Consider the following 18044-nt stretch of genomic DNA (forward strand, 5'->3'; position numbering starts at 1 on the left):
GAGTGCGGGCAGCGGCCCACGTTCCGCGGGCCGCGCTCTCGGGAGGTCCAGCATGTCCGCACGTCGCGTCACCCCCACCGTCCGGCGCACAGCAGCCGCCGCCGTCCTCGCCGTGGCGACCCTGGGCGTCGCCACCCAGACCGCCCAGGCCCCACCGGCGGCGGCCGACGACCGACCCCCCACGGCGGTCGCGATGGGCGACTCCTTCATCAGCGGCGAGGGCGCCGGCGACTACGCCGCGGTCGTCGACCAGGCCGGCATCACCCAGGGCTTCCCGGGCTGGGACGCCGCCAACGCCAACGCCTACTTCTGCCACCGCTCACCCCAAGCCAGCATCGCGGTGGCCGACCTGCCCGGCATCGCCGAGCGCGTCAACATCGCCTGCAGCGGCGCGCAGCCGCAGGACATGGCCAGCCCGTCGAGCGCCCGCGCGGGTGGCCGCACGGTCGCGGCCCAGATCGACCAGCTCCGCCAGGTCGCCACCACCCACGACATCGACCTCGTGCTCATCGGCCTCGGGTCCAACAACGCCCACTTCACCTTCGGAACCGTCGCCGCCGAGTGCGCCGGCCGCTTCGTCGGCGACGGCTACACCGGCTGGTGGGAGGTCTGGATCGACCTCCTCAACTGGATCAACGGCACCGAGCTCGACGAGGACCCGTGCACCGACGCCAACCTGGCCGGGCCGGAGCAGTTCTCGGCGGCCCAGGCCGACACCACCGCCGCGCTGCGCCAGGTCGTCGACGTCCTCGCCGAGATCGACCCCGACGGCGAGCACCGGATCGTGCTGCAGGACTACACCAACCCGCTGCCCGAGGCCTACGCCGCCGACTACCTCGAGGAGGACGGCCGCGACGACGAGCGCGACAAGTACCGCGCCCTCGTCGACGAGCGCTACGCCGCCGGCTGCCCCATCGACGTCGCCAGCCTCGCGCCCGCGCACCGCTTCAGCCAGGGCCTCGGCGCCATGGTCGCCGGCGCCGCCGACACCCTGCGCGCCGAGCGCCCGGGCCTCGACCTCACCTACCTCAGCGTCCAGCACGCCTTCGACGGCGCCCGCCTCTGCGAGGACGCCGGCAGCCCGACCGGCACCCTCGCCACGCCGCTGCGCGTGATGGACGGACCGACCGGGGTCAAGGTCGAGAGCTTCACGCCCTTCGACAAGCTCGACATCAAGCGGGTCACCGACACCTGCTCCGACCACTACCAGACCTGCCAGGAGTCGTGGCACCCCAGCGCCGCCGGCCACCAGGCGCTCGGGCAGTGCCTCGCAGGCGCCTGGACCGCGGGTGCACCGCGGCTCACCTGCGCCCGTCAGCCCGACGGGACGATCAGCGTCGGCTGACCGTGCCCGGCGGGGCTAGCCCGGCGCCTTGAGCTGGGACAGCTCGAAGTGCATCGGGTCGGTGTAGCCCCAGTCGCCACCCCACGCGAAGCCCCACCGCTTGAAGACCGCGACGACGCCGCGGTCCATCTCGCCGACCGTGCCACGCTGGTTGCCGGGGACGTTGAGGTCGAGGGCCAGGCCGAACGAGTGGTTGGACAGCGTGGACGAGCCGGCGATGTAGCGCGGGTAGTAGCAGCCGGCGTACTCCCCCGGGTTGATCTTGTCCTCGAGGCCGAGCTGGACGATCTCGCCGAGCGCGGCCTTGAGCTGGGGCATCAGGAACTTGTTGCAGGTGATGGTCCCGAGGATCGGCACCGTCTCCTGGACGATGTGGCTGCGCACCCACGCCGGGTCGGGCGCGATCCGGCCGCCACCGATCGGGGTGAAGTTGAAGACACCCACGGCGTCGGCGAAGTCGCCGACCAGCACGGCAGAGTCGAAGGCGCCGGGATCGAGTCCGTAGCGGGCGACGGCGTCGAGGTTCTGCACGGTCGCCGCGTCGCCGACGATACGGGCGATCGGCCCACGCAACGACTCGGGCGCGGTCTGGCCGGTGCTGATGAGCATCGCGTTGTCGGGGACCATACCGAGGGCCTCGCCGCGCTTGCGGTTGACGACGAGGTCGATCTTCTCGGCCTGCTCGGGGAAGGAGCCGACGTGGACGGTGCCGGAGTCCTCGTCGCTGAGCCGGAGGAACCCCTGCTCGTCGATCGGCGCCTTCTTCTCGAGGCCCTTGGCCACGGCGACCTCACCGGCCGCGACGCGGTCCCAGGCCTCCTGGAAGTCAGCGTTGCTGGTGAAGAGCCGGTAGGACGCCGGGTCGACCGCCGCGAGGTTGTAGACCTTGTTCTCCATCGGCACGTTGGCCAGCGAGATCGTGGTCGTGGCGATGACGCCGTCGATCTTCGAGACCTGCTCGACGAGGTCGGGGTCGAGGGTGTCCTGGGCGGTGATCATGATGTCGGCGACGCCGATCCGCTGGGTGCGCGGGCCGGGCGGGTCGACGGCGAAGGCCGGGTCGAGGGTGCCCGGGCGCTTCTCGTCCGTGGCGGTGGTGGCGGTGCTGGCGGAGGGCGAGGGTGGCTCCGCCGACGCGGCACGAGGGTCGCCGGTGTCGGTGGCCCCCGGGGTGTCGGGGTCGTCAGGACCGAGCGGGCCGGCGGTGCAGGCGCTCGCCAGCAGCACCACCGCCACGGCGGCGGCGGTCGACACGCGCGACACGTTCATGCACCCTCCCGATGTCGAGGGTATGACGAGCACGCAACTCGGGTGGCCGGTTGGGCCAGCTCTTCGACCGGAGGTCAGCGCAGCACGCGCGCGGCGATCCAGGCGATGTCGTCGGCGGTGGCGTCCGGGGGGCCGCTGGGCTGCATCACGTGGCTGAGCACGACTCGCACGACCATGTCGACCGCGGCGTCGAGCCGGTGGGTGTCGAGGGGGACGCCGTAGGGTTCGATCCGCTCGACGATCACGGCCTTGGCAACCACGAGCAGCGACTCGGCGTGGGTGGTCAGCAGCGGCAGCAGCTCGGTGTCGGCGCCGTGGGTCGCAGAGACGACGGCGTGGAGCAGCGGGTTGTCCTTGGCGTGCTCGAGCACGGTGCGCGACGCCACCCGGATGGCCTCGACGAGGTCGTCGGGGTGGTCGTCGAAGGACAGCGAGACGACCGCGAGGAAGCGCTCGAGCTCGCGCAGGATCATCGCCTCCGCCAGCCCGGGCTTGGTGCCGATCTCGTTGTAGACGGTCTGGCGGCTGACGCCGACGACGTCGGCGAGCTTGGCCATCGTCACCTGCGACCAGCCGATCTCGCTGGTGAGGCGTACGGCGGCGTCGACGACCCGCTCGCGCGTCGACGTACCGGTCACCCCCGCCGCCGTCGTCCCGCTCATGCCGTCCAGGGTAGGCGGCCTGCGGCGGGACTCAGCCCGTGAGGGTGAGGGCCAGCACCGGGCACGCCTGGGTGGCGGCGTGGACGTGACCGCGGTCGGCGTCGGGGACCTCCTCGCGCAGGACGGTCATCTCGTCGTCGCCGTCGGCTGACTCCGTGAGCTCGAAGTAGTCCGAGGCCATCGCCTCGCACATGCCGAGGCCCTCGCACCGGTCGCGGTCGACGCGGATGGTGGCCATCAGGCGTCCTGCCGGTCGGTGTCGCCGATCGGGACGAAGTCGACCTTCTCGCGGACGCCGCAGTCGGGGCAGCACCAGTCGTCGGGGACGTCCTTCCAGGCGGTGCCGGCGGCGAAGCCCTCGAGCTCGTTGCCGACCTCGACCTCGTAGGTGTAGCCGCAGCCGGGGCAGCGGGCGGCCAGCACCTCCTCGGCGGCGGCGGCCGCGGCGGCCGCGAGAGCGGCGTCCTCGCGGGCGATCCGCTCGGCCTCGAGCACCTCGCTGGGGCGCGGGTAGCGGGCGAGGTAGGCGGCACGCTTGCGGGGCTGGATGTTGGCCAGCGTGACGTCGCCGCCGAAGTGGCGCACGACGCGCTCGTCCATCACGCGGCGGTAGACCGGCGGGACCAGCGCCAGGACGATCATGCCGGCGTAGCCGGTCGGCAGCACCGGGCTCTCCTCGAAGTCGCGCAGCGTCTGGTAGCGACGCGTCGGGTTGGCGTGGTGGTCGCTGTGGCGCTGCAGGTGGTAGAGCAGCACGTTGGTGGCGATGTTGTTGGAGTTCCACGAGTGCGAGGGGTCGACGCGCTCGTAGCGCTGGCGCTCGCCGGCACCGACCTTCTGGCGCAGCATCCCGTAGTGCTCCATGAAGTTGACGACCTCGAGCAGCGAGAAGCCGACGACGGCCTGGAGGACGAGGAACGGCAGGATGCCGACGCCGAGCCACGCGACGAGCCCGCCGAACAGCACCGCCGACATCAGCCACGCGTTGAGGACGTCGTTGCCGAGGTGGAACGGGTGGGTCTTCTTGCGGGCGTAGCGCTTCTTCTCGAGGTTCCAGGCGCTCCTGAGGGAACCGATGACGGTGCGCGGCCAGAAGAAGTAGAAGGTCTCGCCGAGGCGCGAGGACGCGGGGTCCTCGGGGGTGGCGACCCGCACGTGGTGGCCGCGGTTGTGCTCGATGTAGAAGTGGCCGTAGAAGCTCTGGGCCAGGGCGATCTTGGAGAGCCAGCGCTCGTTGGCCTCGCGCTTGTGGCCGAGCTCGTGGGCGGTGTTGATGCCGATGCCGCCGATGGTGCCGATCGTGATGGCCAGGCCGATCTTGTCGACGAGGCTGAGCTCACCGAGCCCGAACGGCGCCCCCTTCGCCATCGCGTAGAACGCGGCCACGAAGCCGACGTACTGGATCGGGAGGAACAGGTAGGTGATCCACCGGTAGTACTTGTCCTTCTCGAGCGCCTCGATCGCGTCGTCGGGCGGGTTGGTGCGGTCGAGGCCGGCGACGAGGTCGATGGCCGGGACGACGCCCAGCACCACGATCGGCCCGATCCAGAACCACACGCCCCACCCGGTCGCGGCCCACAGGCCGCCCGCGAGGAACGCGAGCGACGGGACCACCAGCCCGATCAGCCACAGGTAGCGCTTGCCGTCCTTCCAGGTCTCGCTCGAGCCTGGCGCAACGGTGCTGTTGCGGATCGTGTCGGTCATCGCGGGCCTCCTGCGTCCTTGCGGGTTTACAGAACCGTAGGTGATGTAAACCGTCTTGACAAGAGGGGTGCGTTTGTAAAGTCGGGTGGGTCGGCGGCCGGCGGAGCAGTAACTCACCGTCCGTGCGACTTACCCGCCCGCATTCGGGCGGGCAAGTCCTCCGGACGGTGAGTTACTTGCGCGCTGCCCGCACGCCGGCCCGTCAGCCCACCCGACGCGCCAGCTCCACGAGGTCGGCCAGCTCGGCGGCGCCGGGCGTGCCCTCGAGCGCGTCGAGCCGCTCGTCGAGGTCGTCGAGGGTGACGCCGCGGTCGGCGTACGGCGCGGCGCCCTTGAGGACCTGGGCGAGGTCGGCCGCGACCGTGGCGAGCCGCAGCGACGCCGACGGGTCGGCAGCAGGGTCGGCGGCGACGAGGTCGACCTGGGCCTCCTGGGGCTCGGCCTCGCCGGTGCCGGGTCCGGTGGGCCTCCAGAGCAGCGAGGCCGTGCCGATCCGGGCCCCCGGCTCGACGCCGTCGGCCACGGTGACCTCGTAGAGCGCGGTCGCGTGGTGCCCGGAGCCGAGCTCGCCGGCGTCGACGCCGAGGTCGGTGAAGTCCTCGTCGGCGAGGTCGCGGTTCTCGTAGCCGATCAGGCGGTAGGACGACACGACCTCGGGGTCGAAGGCGACCTGGGCGCGCGCCTCGGCGGCCACCGGCACCAGGGTCGTGGTGAGGTCGGTGCCGAAGAGCTGCTCGGCCTCGTCGTAGGTGTCGACGTAGGAGTAGAAGCCGTCGCCGAGGTCGGCGAGCTGCTCCATCAGGTGGTCGTTGTAGTTGCCCATGCCGAACCCGACGGTCACGAGGTGGATGCCGTCGGCGCCCTCCTCGGCGATCTTGTCGGTGATCGAGCCGGGCCCGGTGGCGCCGATGTTGGCGACGCCGTCGGAGCAGAGCACGACGAGGTTGACGGCCTCGGGGTCGAAGGCCGCCCGCGCCTGCTCGTAGCCGAGGGTCAGCCCGCCCTCGAGGTTGGTGCCGCCGCCGGGCGTGAGCCGCTCGACCGCGTCGAGGATGGCCTCGGTGTCGCTGACGGGCGTCGGCTCGAGGATCGGCGCCGCCTGGTCCTCGAACGAGACGACCGAGACGGTGTCGTCGTCCTCGAGGCGGTCGGCGAGGAGCGCGAGCGACGACTGCACGAGTCCGAGCCGGTCGCGCACGTCCATGCTGCCGGAGCGGTCGACGACGAGGGTGACGTTGACGCGCGGGCGGTCGGCCGGGTCGACCTCGCGGGCGCTGACCCCGACCCGGACCACCTGGGTGCCGTCGTCGAGGGTCGGGGCGAGGCCGCTCTCGGCGACGAGACCGAGGTCGGCGTCGGTGGGCGCCGGGTCGTCGTACGGCACCGCGTTGACCCATTCCTCTGGCCGGACCGACGCGGCCGGGACGGCGTAGCCGTCGCTGAGCAGGGCGCGGGCGACGCCCAGCGAGCCGGTGTCGACGTCGAGCGCGAAGGTCGACAGCGGGTCACGGTCGGTCGGGACGAAGCCGTTGACGCCCGGGTCGACGAACGTGTTGTCCTCGTCCGGGTCGGGCACCTCGGGCACTTCGGGCGCCTCGGGCACGGGCGCACCGCCGTCCTCGGCCGCGGTGGCGTGGGGCACGGCCCCGCCCGCGGCGGTGTCCTGCTGCGACTCGTCGTAGGACTCGTAGTAGCGCTCGGCGTCGACCTCGCTCCCCTCGTCACCCCCCGCGGAGCCGCTGCACCCCGAGACGGCCAGGGCGGTGGTGACGGCCAGTCCGGCCAGGATCGCGGTCGTACGTCGTGTGGTCATGCCGGGTCGGACGCAGCCCGCCGGGCCGGGGTTCCGGCGTGACCCGCACCACCCGCACAATGGACCCATGTCCGACCCGGCACCCATGGCGCGCTTCGACGCCGATGCGCCCGACGCCGACGAGGTCGGCGAGCGCAACGTGGTGCTCCGGGCCCTGAAGCGGATGCGGGCCGGCATCGTGCTCGTGCCCCTCGTCGTCGGGCTCCTCGTCGCGGCCAGCATCGGGGCCAGCAAGCTGTGGGCCGACCTGCCCCAGGAGGCCGCGACCGACCCCGACGTCACCTGCTGGAACAACACCCAGGCGCCGATCAGCCAGTGCCCCCAGCCGCAGGGCAAGTTCGGCCTGCGGTGGGTCTTCCCCAGCTTCAAGCCCGACGACAGCGACTGCTCGCAGGTGCGCCGGCGCGACCAGGACAAGGGCCGGCCGTTCGAGTTCGCCTGCAACCAGCGCTACGACCAGCGCCCGGTGGTCATCACCTACAGCGTGCGCACCTCGCTCGACGAGGGTCTCGCCTTCCTCCGACGCGTCTACGGCGCCAAGCCGGTCTCGGAGGCCGACGGCGAGCGGCTGGTGTTCCGCTCCAGGAAGCCCGGCGACGACGGGCTCTACCGCGTGACCGTCGCCTACACCGACCACCCGTTCTCGGTCACCGTCGCGGCGCCCGACCCCGACCTGCGCGACACCGCGCTCGACGAGCTCGTCCGCTACCGCCCCGCCGAGCAGCTCGTCGTCCGCGCCGGCGCCTGACCCACGCCGACCCGTCCTCGATCGGCGACGGGTCAGCGCGTCGTGGGTGAGGACTAGCCGCGGATCGCCGCGGCGACGGCCTTGGGCACGTCGGCGTCGAAGACGCTCGGGATGATGAAGCTCGAGTTGAGCTCGTCGTCGCGGACGACGTGGGCGATGGCCTGGGCGGCGCGCAGGAGCATGTCGACGGTGATCTCGGTGGCACGGGCGTCGAGCAGCCCGCGGAAGACACCGGGGAACGCCAGCACGTTGTTGATCTGGTTGGGGTAGTCGGAGCGGCCGGAGGCGACGACGGCCGCGTGCTTGCCGGCCTCGCCGGGGTCGACCTCGGGATCGGGGTTGGCCAGGGCGAACACGACGGAGCGGTCGGCCATGTCGGCGATCCACTCGGGGTCGAGGATGTTGGGGGCACTGACGCCGACGAACACGTCGGCGCCGCCGTCGGCCTTGAGCGCGTCGTGCAGGTCGCCGGTGACGCGGCGCGGGTTGGTGGCCTCGGCCAGCTGGACCTGGGCGGGCGAGAGGCCCGCGAGGTCGGGCACCAGGCAGCCGACGCGGTCGTAGACGACGACGTCGGTGACCCCGGCGGCGAGGAGCAGCGTGACGATCGCCGTTCCGGCGGCGCCCGCTCCGGCGACGACGACCCGGGCCGTGGTGAGGTCCTTCTCGACGACGCGCATCGCGTTGGTGAGCGCGGCGAGGACGACGATCGCGGTGCCGTGCTGGTCGTCGTGGAAGACGGGGATGTCGAGGCTGGCGCGCAGCCGCTGCTCGATCTCGAAGCAACGGGGGGCGGCGATGTCCTCGAGGTTGATGCCGCCGAAGCCCGGCGCGATCATCTCGACGGCCTTGACGATCTCGTCGGTGTCCTGGCTGGCCAGGCAGATCGGCCAGGCGTCGATGTCGGCGAACCGCTTGAACAGCGCGGCCTTGCCCTCCATCACCGGCAGCGCCGCGCCGGGTCCGATGTTTCCGAGCCCCAGCACGGCGGACCCGTCGGTGACGACCGCGACCGAGTTGCCCTTGATGGTCAGGCGCCGCACGTCCTCGGGGTTCTCGGCGATCGCCATGCTGACCCGGCCGACGCCCGGCGTGTAGGCCATCGACAGGTCGTCGCGGTTGCGCAGCGGGACCTTGGACGACACCTCGATCTTGCCGCCGATGTGGAGCAGGAACGTGCGGTCGCTGACCTTGTGGACCTCGACGCCCTCGACCGCGTCGACGGCCTGCTCGAGCAGCTTGGCGTGGTCGGCGTCGCCGGCCGAGCACGTCACGTCGAGGACGAGCCGGGTGTGGCTCGACTCGGCGACGTCGATCGCGGTGACGATGCCTCCCGCCTCGGCGATCGCCGTGGCGACCGCACCGGTCACGCGGTGGTCGGGCGCGGTGTGGAGGCGCATGGTGATCGAGTACGACGACGGGGTGGCGGTCCTGGACACGTCGCCACCATGTCACCGACCGTCCGTTACGAGCGAGTAACGACGGGTTGCGGTCGTTGTGGTCAGGACACCCCGAGGTGCGCGAGCAGGTTCTTGGAGAACCGGTCGCCCATCTGGTTGATGACCCCACGCATCGTGGTCCGGACGGCGCCGCCCGAGATCTTGGGCAGCGGCAGGTCGACGCAGATCTCCATGCTCGTCTCGAGCATCACGCCGCGCGGGTGGTCGGCGAGGGCGTACCAGCCGTGCACGCCGGCCCGCTCCTTGGCGCCCTGGGGCGGGTCGTGGGTGAACTCGATCCGCTTGCCCTCCTCGAGCGTCATCCGCTCGGTGAAGGTGGCCGAGAAGCCCTTGCCCAGGACCTGGAGCCCCGACATGTGCCAGATCCAGTGGTCGTCGCCCTGGACGGAGATCTTGGCGATGAAGGGCGTGAACCGGGCGACCAGGTCGGGGTCGGTGAGAACCTCCCACACCCGGTCGCGCTCGACGGGGACGACCGCCTCGGCCGTGGTCGAGGACGAGAACGTGCTCACCTCAGGCCTTCAGCGCCTTCTCGATGTCGCCCGCCATCTTCTCGGGCTTGGTCGTCGGCGCGTAGCGGTCGATGACCTGGCCGTCCTTGCCGACGAGGTACTTGGTGAAGTTCCACTTGATCTTGCCGCCGAGCAGGCCGCTCTTCTCCTGCTTGAGCCACTGGTAGAGCGGGTGGGCGTCGTCGCCGTTGACCTCGACCTTGCTCATCATCGGGAAGGTGACGCCGTAGTTCTTCTGGCAGAACGCGCCGATGGTGGCCTCGTCGCCGGGCTCCTGGTGACCGAACTGGTCGCACGGGAAGCCGAGGATGACGAAGCCCTGCTCGCCGTAGGACTCCCACAGCTTCTGGAGGCCCTCGTACTGCGGGGTGAAGCCGCACTGCGACGCGGTGTTGACGACCAGCACCACCTGGCCGGCGTAGGCCGACAGGTCGACGGGCTGGCCGTCGAGGGTGGTGGCGCTGAAGTCCTGGAGTGAGGTCATGCCGACGATTCTGGCAGGCGGCACCGCACCTGCGCAGGCTGCTCGTACCCCACGGGGTTCTCGAACCCGCCGAGGTCGACCCGGACCTCGCGGTCACCCACGTCGAGCACGACCGCGTCGGCCTCGATCAGGCTGACCTCGCCGGTCACGAGGTAGGTCGTGGGCGTGAGCCGCTCGAGGCGCCCGCCCGGACGCGCCCGGCGCACGTCCTCGAGCGCGACGAGCGCCAGCGGGCCCGTACGACGGCGCAGCATCAGCACCAGCGCGAGCAGCAGCACGACGTCGGCGAAGACCGTCAGCCCCACGAGCAGACCGGCGCCGAGCTCGCCGGCGGCGCGGTAGCGGTTGGGCGAGCCCGGCACGACCCGCACCCCGAGCTCGTCGGTCTGCTCCGCCCGCGCGAAGGCCTCCTCGTCGAGGGCCGCCGTCCACGTCTGCTGGTCGGGGTCGGTCTCGGTGTCGAAGCGGAACTCGACCAGCCCGCCCCGGCCCGACTCGCGGGTCTGCAGGACGGTCGCGACGACCTCGACGCCGTTGCGGTCGATGTCGCGGCCGACCCAGGCCCCGTGCACGAACGGCAGGTTGACGACGGCCAGGAGCAGCAGGACGACGAGGACGCCCTTGTGCCTCAGCCGGCCCACGGCCGCCACCCGCCGCCCGGGTCGCCCGGGTCGCCCGGGTCGCCCGGGTCGCCAGCGGTGAACGCGATCTCGCCGAGCGGGCGGCGGGTCCGCTCGCGGTCCTCGCGCTCCCGGTCGCGCTCCGGAACGTCGGCCGGGTCGCCGCGGACCCCGATCGCGATGCCCGCCATCAGCCGCACGCTCTCGGGCACGCCGAGCGCGAGAGCGGCCGCGGGCTTGTCGAACCCGGCGAACTGGTGGGTGTGCAGGCCCATGGCCCGCGCCTGGAGGGTCACGTGGGCCGAGGCCTGCCCGAGGTCGTAGCGCGCGGTGTCGGCGTCCTTGACGTCGACGACCTCGCACCCGGCGACCAGGACGAGCGACGCGCGCGGCACCCACCCGGAGTTGCCCCTGCTCAGGTGCGGCACGAACGCGGCGTGCGTGGGGCTGCCCCGCAGCGCGACGACGAACCGCCACGGCTGGCTGTTGCCCGCGCTCGGCGACCACGACGCCGCCACGAGCAGGGTGGCGACCTCGGCGGACGTCAGCTCGTGGGCGTCGTCGAAGACGCTGGGGCTCCACCGCGAGCGCAGCGGCTCGGCCAGGCCCTCGGCGTCGGGCATCGGGGCGTGGCTCACGGCGCGCAGTCTGTCAGGGCCACGTCGTGCCGGTGGCGGCCGCGACGTAGTCGACGAAGGCCCGCCGCTCGGCGGGATCCCGCCGGCGCTGGACCGGGTAGGTGGTCGGGCGCGGCGCCCGGTCGTGCCAGAAGTGGTGGGTGCCGGAGGAGTCGGGGCGGGTCGCGACGAGCCAGACCGCCGTGTCGGCGCCGCCGGCCGCGTCTCGCAGCAGCGGGCCGATGACCTTCTCGAAGCCCGGCAGGCTGTCGGTGAGGCCCGCGGTCGCGGCCCAGCCGGGGTGGCAGCTCTCGATGCGCACCTGGCCACCGCGCAGCCGGTCGTTCCAGGCGTCGACGACCTCGACCTGCATCCGCTTGGTGCGGGCGTAGCCGCGCACGCCGTCGTAGGTCCCGTCGCGGTACTCGATCTCGTCGGGCGTGCTCCGCAGCCCGGCGCTGTACATCCCGCCCGACGACATCCACACCACGCTGCCCGGGTTGCCGGCCTCGGCGCCCAGGAGCGGGAGCAGCCGCTCGGTCATCAGGTGCGGCCCGAGCACGTGCACCGCGAGGGCGAGCTCGTGGCCCTGGGCCGACTCGGTCCGCTCGGGGACCATCACGCCCGCGTTGTGGACGAGGCCGCGCAGCGAGTCCACGCGGCCGGCCAGGTCGTCGCACCAGGCCCGGACGGCGTCGAGGTCACCCACGTCGCAGACCTCCTCGACGAGGTCGGCCGACGGCAGCGACCGGCGTACGTCGGACACGACGGCGGCGACCTTGTCGGGGTTGCGGCCCAGCACGTGCACGGTCGCCCCGAGCGCCGCGAACAGCGTCACCATGGCCTCGCCGATGCCCGACGTCGCACCCGTGACGACCACCCGCCGCCCGGCGAGCGAGCCGGGCTCGGGGTCGGCCGGCCACCAGCGGCGCCGCAGGGCGGGGCCGACCCGGGTGTAGCCGAGGACGAGGGACCGGTCGAGGGCCCCGTCGAGGAGCGCGGTGAGTGCGGGCACGCTGCCCAATCTACGAAGGGGCAGGTCGAGCGAGGTCGTGCAACGACGTGCAGAGTGAGAAACCGTCCCCCGCTCTCCCCCCACGGTCGAGCGGGGGACGGCGATTTCAGGCTAACCGAGGGTTTCCGGCCCCGCGCCACCCTCAACCCAAACATTTGCTCAAGGGAGACCTCAGGGCGCGGCCGGGTGCGGCGGTGGTTCGGGGTCCCGCTCCGGCTCCCGGCCGGACGACGTCAGGACGTGGCAAGCGCCTCACCGTGACGGTCACCGCGTCGAACCCGGCCCACGTGGGCGGCTCGGCGACCACCGCGGCGGTCACGATCCCGAGGAAGTAGTCCGGGGCCGGTCCGTCAGCAACGGGAACAGGCCAGGAGCCCGAGGGCTCCTGGCCTGTTCCTGTGTGTGTGAGCGATTCATGTCGGGAGGTCATGGACGGTTCGCGGTTCGGGCTCCCACGAGCCGTTGTGCTTGTCTCCCACGATTCGTTTGTGCAGGTCAGGGCGTTGTGGGCCGTCCACGGGCCGCCCGGTTTGGACGGTTTGAGCTACGACAGGTGTCCGGGTCCGGTTCTGCTTGCTGTGTTGTTTCGGGAGCTGGACGGGCCGTTTTGTTTGTGGCGTTCGATTGGGGGCGTGGATCTCCCACGATCTGTTTTGGGTAATGCGAAAGGGACCGTCCCTGGTGGGGACGGTCCCTTTGTGGTGAAGCTGGTTTGTGGTTGTTGAGGGTGTGCGGTCAAAGGCCGTTCCAGAAGAAGGTGTTCATGCCGGAGTGCATGCCTTTGATGTAGCTGCGGAGTTGGTCGGCGGTGAGGTGGTGGAGGTGTTCGCGTAGCTGTTCGAGGCGCTCCTGTGCGATTTCGTTTTCGGGGTGGTCGTCGCCGAATCGGCCGAGGGTGACTGAGAGGTCCCAGTCGTGTTCGCCGAGTTCTCGCCAGAGTGTGTTGGTGGGGTTTTGGTAGAGCGCGATGTTGCGGTTGCATTCCTCGATGAAGTCGAGTGGTGGTGTTGTGAGGGGTGGGATTTCGGGTTGGCCGTCGATGATTTCTTGCCAGGCTTCGTCGCGGTCTGCGTTGGCATGGTTGGTGTCGAGGTTGTAGTCGCTCATGGGTCTTTCCGGTGGGTTTGTGGGGTGGGTTGGTTGGGATGGTGGGAGGCGGTTATCGACCGTTTGGGTAGATGAGGTCTTCGAGTTCGCGGGTTACGCCCGCGATGAAGTCGCGGAGTTGGTCTTCGTTCCATTCGATGAGGGGCGCGATGACGTCTTCGACGTTGTCGAAGGCGCGGTTGGCGAGGTCGGGTCGGTTGGAGATGTGGACGAGGGTGGATTCGATGAGGTGGCGGTACCAGGCGCGTCCGCGCTGGTATTCGGGCATGTGGGTGCCGAATTGGTCGGCGGGTGGTGCGGTGGTCATGGGGCTTCCTTTGGTTTGTTCGGACGTTTCGGTGGGGCGGTGGCGCGGTTTGGTTATCGGCTGGTCGGTGGGTGTTGGGTACCGATGAGGCGGCGGTTGTCCGTAGGCCCGACCGGTTGCTTTCGGACCGGGCGGGAGTGTGCTGGCGTTGTCGCGCAGGTAGGCGCGTTTGCGGTCGACGTTTTGCTCGATTTCGGCGAGGGTTGTCTCGATGAGGCCGGTGAGCCGAGTTGGGTCAGAGCTCGCGACGGCGTGGGCGACGATTCGTCGTGCTGCTTTGAGGTGGCTGGCCGTTTCGTCTAGCCAGTTCTCGTTGTCGTCGTCGAGGGCGATGAGTGCGCGGGTGAGGTGGCATTTGAAGTGGATTCCTGCTCCTGTTGCCCAGTCAGCGGGTACGTATCGGCCGTTTGAGTCTTCTTTGTAAAACCTCATTCGGGGTCTCCGAATACTCCGAGTACGTCGCGGAAGGGTCGGTTGCCGATTCGGGGTTCGACGATGAGTTCGCCGAGGAGCTCTAGGAGGGCGTCGTGGATGCCGTCGAGGACGTTGTTGAGTTCGTCGGGGGTCATTCGGGGGAAGGGCCGGATGATGCGGACGAGTTCTTCGAGGTGGTGTTCGTGGAGGTTGATGTCGTCGTGGGCTTCGGCGATGTCGCGCATGACGGCGATGTAGGCCTGGCCGCGTTCTGCGGGGTGGGTGTAGCCCCAGCGGCCGTGTAGTTCGTGGTGCTGCGGCTGCCTGGGGTTGTTGGCGGGCTGGTCGGCGGGCTGGTCGGCGGGCTGGTCGGGTTCGTGGTTGGTCATTGGCTTCTTTCTGAGGCGCGGGTTCTGGGTGTGCGGGTGGGTGGTGTTTGGGCGTGCGGGTCCCGCCGCCGAGCTGCGCGCGGTGCGGTGCACTTGGCGTGCAGCTCGGCGGTGGGGTTGCGGGGCCCCAGGTGGCTATCGGCCGGTTAGGTCAGTGGCGGCGGCCTGGGGTGCCCTGGTTGTAGGGGCGGGGGTGGCGGTGGTGACTGTTTGGCGGGGTCAGCGGCCCCTTGTGGGGCGGTTGGCGCCGGTTGTGGCGGTGCCGTCGGCGTTGAGGGCGGCGGCTCGTGCCTCGCGGTTGGCTTTGGCGGGTGGGGCGGGGATGACTCCGCCCTTTGCGGCGACCCTGGCGTCCCAGGACTCCATGACGCGTCGGTTGGTGGTGGCGACGCTCATGGCGATGGCAAGGGCGAAGGGGGCTGCTTTGCGGGGTGCGATGGCGCCGCGTGAGAGGTTCGCTCCGCCGTGGGGGCGCTTGAGGTAGTTGTTGTATCGCTCGTTGGCTGATCTGGGTGCGGTGTACCAGTCCTCGTGTTCCCAGGTGCCGGGCATGAAGTCTTGCCAGGTCTTGAAGACGTCGAGGGGGATGTTGACGCGCATTTTTCCGCTGTCGTTGGAGCAGCAGGCGGGCCTCTTGTCGAGTGGGAGGTCGACGGGTGGGGCGGGGATTGCGGGGAGGTGGGCGAGGGCGGGGTCGGCGAAGTCGTCGAAGATGCGGCAGCGTGCGGTGCCTTGGATGGCGGGGCAGATGACGGTGACGCGCATGACGTTGTCGGGTGTGGGTGTGGGGACGCCGGGGTGGGTTTTGCGTTGGCCGCCGCGTGGGCGGTTGGCGTGTTCTTCGGGTCGTCCGTGGGTGGGCATGGTGGCGGCGGTGATGCGTCGCTCGAGCTTGGCGTGGGCGTCGAGTTCGGGTCCGGGGAGGAAGTTGCCGTCGTCGTCCTTGGGGATGCGGGGCTTGGTCTTCTCGAGCCATTTGCGGCTTTCGCCGGGGCAGAGGGGTCGGCCGTTGTAGATGTGGATGCCGGGGGTGCGCTCGCCGTCGGGGTGGTTGATGGCTCCGACCTCGAAGAGGACGCGGCGGTCTTTGCGGTACTCCATGACCATGCCGTAGTGGCGTGCGTGGAGCTGGCGGTTGAGGTTGACCGCTTCGGTGTAGCCGCCGTCGACGATGACGTATTGGTTGCGGTTGGAAGGTCTTGGTGCGCGCAGCCGGTTGGTGTCGATGGCGTCCATGACGGTAAGGGCGGCTGAGCCGAGTCCGCCGGTGGGGTGGTGGATGCTGGCGGCGAGGCACAGGTCTGGGTTGGCGTGGGCCTGGTCGGGTCGGGATGCGGCGATGCCGAGGGTGACGCCGACGACGGCGGGTGCCATGCCTTTGTGCTGTCGGCTCTTGGCGTGGACTCGTGCGATTTGGTTGCCTGGTGCGGCGCCCTTGGGGAGGTCGCCGAGGCCGACTACGGCGTGGGTTTCGTCGATGGCGACGTGACCGTGGTGGTTGGCGAGGATCCCTTCGTGGAGGGGTGTGCCGGGGTGGCGCCGGTCGTTTTCGTGGTGGACGCTGGCGCCGATGATGGCGTTGAGGACCGCCCACTTGAGTTGGCGCTTGGGGATGAGGTCGGGGTGGGCTGCGGCCCTGGCGACTTCGGTGCGGCTGGGTCGGTCGGTTCCGCGATGGTTGGCGACGATGGGGGTGTCGTCCATGGCGGCGAAGGCTCGCTGGAACTCTTGCCAGATGCGCTGGTATTCGGCCTTGTTGGCTCGGACGGCCCGGTTGATGTCGGCGTTGGTGACGGGCTGGCCGGGCTTGGGGACTGGTCGGGCCATGGCGGCGAGGCGTTCGGGGGTGCGGAGGTGGGCGAGGCCGATGGCTGCCATCTGGGCGGGGGTGTAGCGGACCCAGAGGGTGTCGAAGAGTTCTTTGAGGGAGAACGGCCGGTGGCTGGCGACCATCTCGTACTGGGCGCACAAGAACCCGTGGACGGTGTAGGCGCCGGGTGGGGCTTGGTCGACTTCGACGCCTGCGCGGTCGGGGTCGTCGGGGTTGGTCGCGTTGCTGACGGTGCTTACCGGCTTGGGAGCGGTCGGCTGAGGCAGGTCGCCCAGGTCCTCCGGGTGACGCAGGTCGTCCGGGCCCTCCGGGTGACGCAGGTCGTCCGGGGCGTCCGGGTCGGTCGAGTCGTGCGGGTCGGTCGGGGCGTCCGGGTCGTCCAGGTCGTCCCAGTCGGCCGGGCCGTCCGGGCTATCCGCACCGTTCGGGGCGGGGATGGGCCCTGGGACCTGTCCGAGGAGCTCGGGGACCCGGGCGTGGGCCATGACAGCGACGGCGTCGGCGAGGAGTGCGTCGGTGTCGTGGTCGGAGACGTGGGTGGCGATGGTGTGGATGCTCATCAGGCCACCTGCGCCCGGTTGTAGGCCGCGTCGAAGCACCGGTAGGTGTCGTCGCTGCTGAGGTGCGGCATGTGAACCAGCAGGTCGGAGGGGAGGTTTGAGTCCTTGCCGATGCCTGCGACCTGGCTGACCGCGTTGTAGGGGATCCCTGCGACAAGGGCCTGGGTGAGCCAGGTGTGACGCGCCCGGGCGGCCTTGAAGTCAGCGAAGACGGTGCTGCGGGCCCGCATCTTCGGCACGAGCGATGAGATGGCGTCTGCACGGTCGGCGAGGAACGTGGGACGGAACAGGTAGTCGTCGAACCGCAGTTCGCGGCTGCGGGTCAGGAGCCACTGGCCGTACTGGCCGTAGACCGGGACGTGGCGGACCCACATGCCGCCGCTGATCACTTCGAGGACGACACGGCGGCCGACCTGGGTGACCTGGCGGGCCTTGAAGGCGTGCACCTCGTCGCTTCGGATGCCGCCGCCGAAGGTCAAGGAGAGAAGCGACCGCGATTCGGCCCCGACCCAGTCGTCGATGGCGCAGGCCGCGGTCCACATGCGGTCTCGTGAGCGGCTGCTGTAGGGCGCGCTGGCTGCCTTGCGGGTCCCTCGACGTCGGGGGGTTCCCTGGCGGGCCAGGCGACGAAGTTGGGAGGCGTAGGTGTCTCGGGTCTGGTCGGTGACGCCGCTCTTCTCGAAGTTGAGGTAGTCGGCGAGGGCGTCCTCGTTGAGGTCGCGGTCGGGCCTGAAGGTCGAGTCGGGGGTGTTGTGAAGGCACCACCGCGCGAACGAGGTTCCGATCGTCATCATCGAACGGTCCGAGACGAAGGAGGTGAAGGAGACCTGGCAGATCAGTTCGATGACGGTGGCCTTCACGGCGGCGACGTCGTGCTTCGGGCCTTCGGGAAACATGGCTTGGAGAGCTGCTCGACGGACGTCGTCACCGACGGTGTCGCCCTCGGTCAGGAGCCGGAACTCGGCAGCCTGAGTGCTGGAACCGGCGGCGGTGTCGGTCCGGCCGATCTGTGCCGCCGGTGGGGTGGTGCCGTGCTCGGTCGTGGCGGTCACGGCTCCGGGTGTCGCCACGGCGGTCGTCCCGGCGGTCGTCCCGGCGGTCGCCCCGGCGGTCGCCGTGTTGGAGGTGTGGGCTGGGAGGACGACGTCGCCGGAGCCTTCTCGGCCTGTGTTCGATGCCGCCGTCGT

Annotated in this window: 18 protein-coding genes; 2 read left to right on the top strand and 16 right to left on the bottom strand. The window is 70.6% G+C overall.

What is annotated here, in order from left to right; all coding sequences use genetic code 11:
• Positions 1–52: 52 nt before the first annotated feature.
• On the top strand, positions 53–1345 hold the full coding sequence (locus Q7T52_RS03845) for a hypothetical protein (protein ID WP_304799565.1): 1293 nt from the start codon (positions 53–55) through the stop codon (positions 1343–1345).
• 15 nt (positions 1346–1360) lie between these two features.
• Here Q7T52_RS03845 and Q7T52_RS03850 read toward each other — a convergent pair whose 3' ends face one another.
• The 5 genes from Q7T52_RS03850 to Q7T52_RS03870 all read right to left on the bottom strand — a co-directional run bounded on the left by Q7T52_RS03850 (position 1361) and on the right by Q7T52_RS03870 (position 6793).
• Positions 1361–2614: a M15 family metallopeptidase gene (locus Q7T52_RS03850; RefSeq protein ID WP_370692287.1), complete on the bottom strand. Its 1254-nt coding sequence runs from the start codon at positions 2612–2614 to the stop codon at positions 1361–1363.
• A gap of 74 nt (positions 2615–2688) precedes the next feature.
• The gene (locus Q7T52_RS03855; RefSeq protein WP_304799568.1) at positions 2689–3276 is read right to left on the bottom strand and encodes a TetR/AcrR family transcriptional regulator; all 588 of its coding nucleotides are present in this window, start codon (positions 3274–3276) and stop codon (positions 2689–2691) included.
• Positions 3277–3307: 31 nt separating this feature from the next.
• Complete coding sequence (locus tag Q7T52_RS03860) at positions 3308–3514, bottom strand: ferredoxin (protein WP_304799570.1); 207 nt, start codon at positions 3512–3514, stop codon at positions 3308–3310.
• A complete protein-coding gene (locus Q7T52_RS03865; protein WP_304799572.1) occupies positions 3514–4980 on the bottom strand; it encodes a fatty acid desaturase in 1467 nt (488 codons plus the stop codon). Before Q7T52_RS03865 ends, Q7T52_RS03860 begins: the two co-directional genes overlap by 1 nt.
• A 202-nt stretch (positions 4981–5182) precedes the next feature.
• Positions 5183–6793, bottom strand: coding sequence for a von Willebrand factor type A domain-containing protein (locus tag Q7T52_RS03870; RefSeq protein ID WP_304799574.1), 1611 nt, complete (start codon positions 6791–6793; stop codon positions 5183–5185).
• 67 nt (positions 6794–6860) lie between these two features.
• Between Q7T52_RS03870 and Q7T52_RS03875 the strand changes: the two genes are divergently transcribed.
• Positions 6861–7541 (top strand): hypothetical protein, encoded by a 681-nt coding sequence (locus Q7T52_RS03875; RefSeq protein WP_304799575.1) that lies wholly within the window; start codon positions 6861–6863, stop codon positions 7539–7541.
• A 53-nt stretch (positions 7542–7594) separates the two neighbouring features.
• Here the strand turns inward: Q7T52_RS03875 and Q7T52_RS03880 are convergent, their stop codons facing one another.
• The 11 genes from Q7T52_RS03880 to Q7T52_RS03930 form a co-directional block, all read right to left on the bottom strand.
• On the bottom strand, positions 7595–8941 hold the full coding sequence (locus tag Q7T52_RS03880; RefSeq protein WP_304799695.1) for an NAD-dependent malic enzyme: 1347 nt from the start codon (positions 8939–8941) through the stop codon (positions 7595–7597).
• A 101-nt stretch (positions 8942–9042) separates the two neighbouring features.
• Positions 9043–9513: an SRPBCC family protein gene (locus Q7T52_RS03885; RefSeq protein WP_304799577.1), complete on the bottom strand. Its 471-nt coding sequence runs from the start codon at positions 9511–9513 to the stop codon at positions 9043–9045.
• 1 nt (position 9514) lies between these two features.
• A complete protein-coding gene (locus tag Q7T52_RS03890; RefSeq protein ID WP_304799579.1) occupies positions 9515–9997 on the bottom strand; it encodes a glutathione peroxidase in 483 nt (160 codons plus the stop codon).
• Positions 9994–10638, bottom strand: a complete 645-nt coding sequence (locus Q7T52_RS03895) for a hypothetical protein (RefSeq protein ID WP_304799581.1) — start codon at positions 10636–10638, stop codon at positions 9994–9996. Before Q7T52_RS03895 ends, Q7T52_RS03890 begins: the two co-directional genes overlap by 4 nt.
• The gene (locus Q7T52_RS03900) at positions 10626–11255 is read right to left on the bottom strand and encodes a nitroreductase family protein (protein WP_304799583.1); all 630 of its coding nucleotides are present in this window, start codon (positions 11253–11255) and stop codon (positions 10626–10628) included. Before Q7T52_RS03900 ends, Q7T52_RS03895 begins: the two co-directional genes overlap by 13 nt.
• Before the next feature lie 13 nt (positions 11256–11268).
• On the bottom strand, positions 11269–12249 hold the full coding sequence (locus Q7T52_RS03905) for an SDR family NAD(P)-dependent oxidoreductase (RefSeq protein ID WP_304799585.1): 981 nt from the start codon (positions 12247–12249) through the stop codon (positions 11269–11271).
• A gap of 735 nt (positions 12250–12984) precedes the next feature.
• Positions 12985–13356, bottom strand: a complete 372-nt coding sequence (locus tag Q7T52_RS03910) for a hypothetical protein (RefSeq protein WP_304799587.1) — start codon at positions 13354–13356, stop codon at positions 12985–12987.
• 52 nt (positions 13357–13408) lie between these two features.
• Complete coding sequence (locus Q7T52_RS03915; protein ID WP_304799589.1) at positions 13409–14095, bottom strand: hypothetical protein; 687 nt, start codon at positions 14093–14095, stop codon at positions 13409–13411.
• The gene (locus tag Q7T52_RS03920) at positions 14092–14466 is read right to left on the bottom strand and encodes a hypothetical protein (RefSeq protein ID WP_304799591.1); all 375 of its coding nucleotides are present in this window, start codon (positions 14464–14466) and stop codon (positions 14092–14094) included. The genes Q7T52_RS03915 and Q7T52_RS03920 overlap by 4 nt, the downstream gene beginning before the upstream one ends.
• A 219-nt stretch (positions 14467–14685) precedes the next feature.
• The gene (locus Q7T52_RS03925) at positions 14686–16857 is read right to left on the bottom strand and encodes a hypothetical protein (RefSeq protein WP_304799593.1); all 2172 of its coding nucleotides are present in this window, start codon (positions 16855–16857) and stop codon (positions 14686–14688) included.
• Positions 16857–17909 (bottom strand): hypothetical protein, encoded by a 1053-nt coding sequence (locus tag Q7T52_RS03930; protein ID WP_304799595.1) that lies wholly within the window; start codon positions 17907–17909, stop codon positions 16857–16859. Before Q7T52_RS03930 ends, Q7T52_RS03925 begins: the two co-directional genes overlap by 1 nt.
• Positions 17910–18044 lie beyond the last annotated feature (135 nt).

The organism is Nocardioides sp. (genome assembly GCF_030655615.1).
Classification (GTDB): Bacteria; Actinomycetota; Actinomycetes; order Propionibacteriales; family Nocardioidaceae; genus Nocardioides.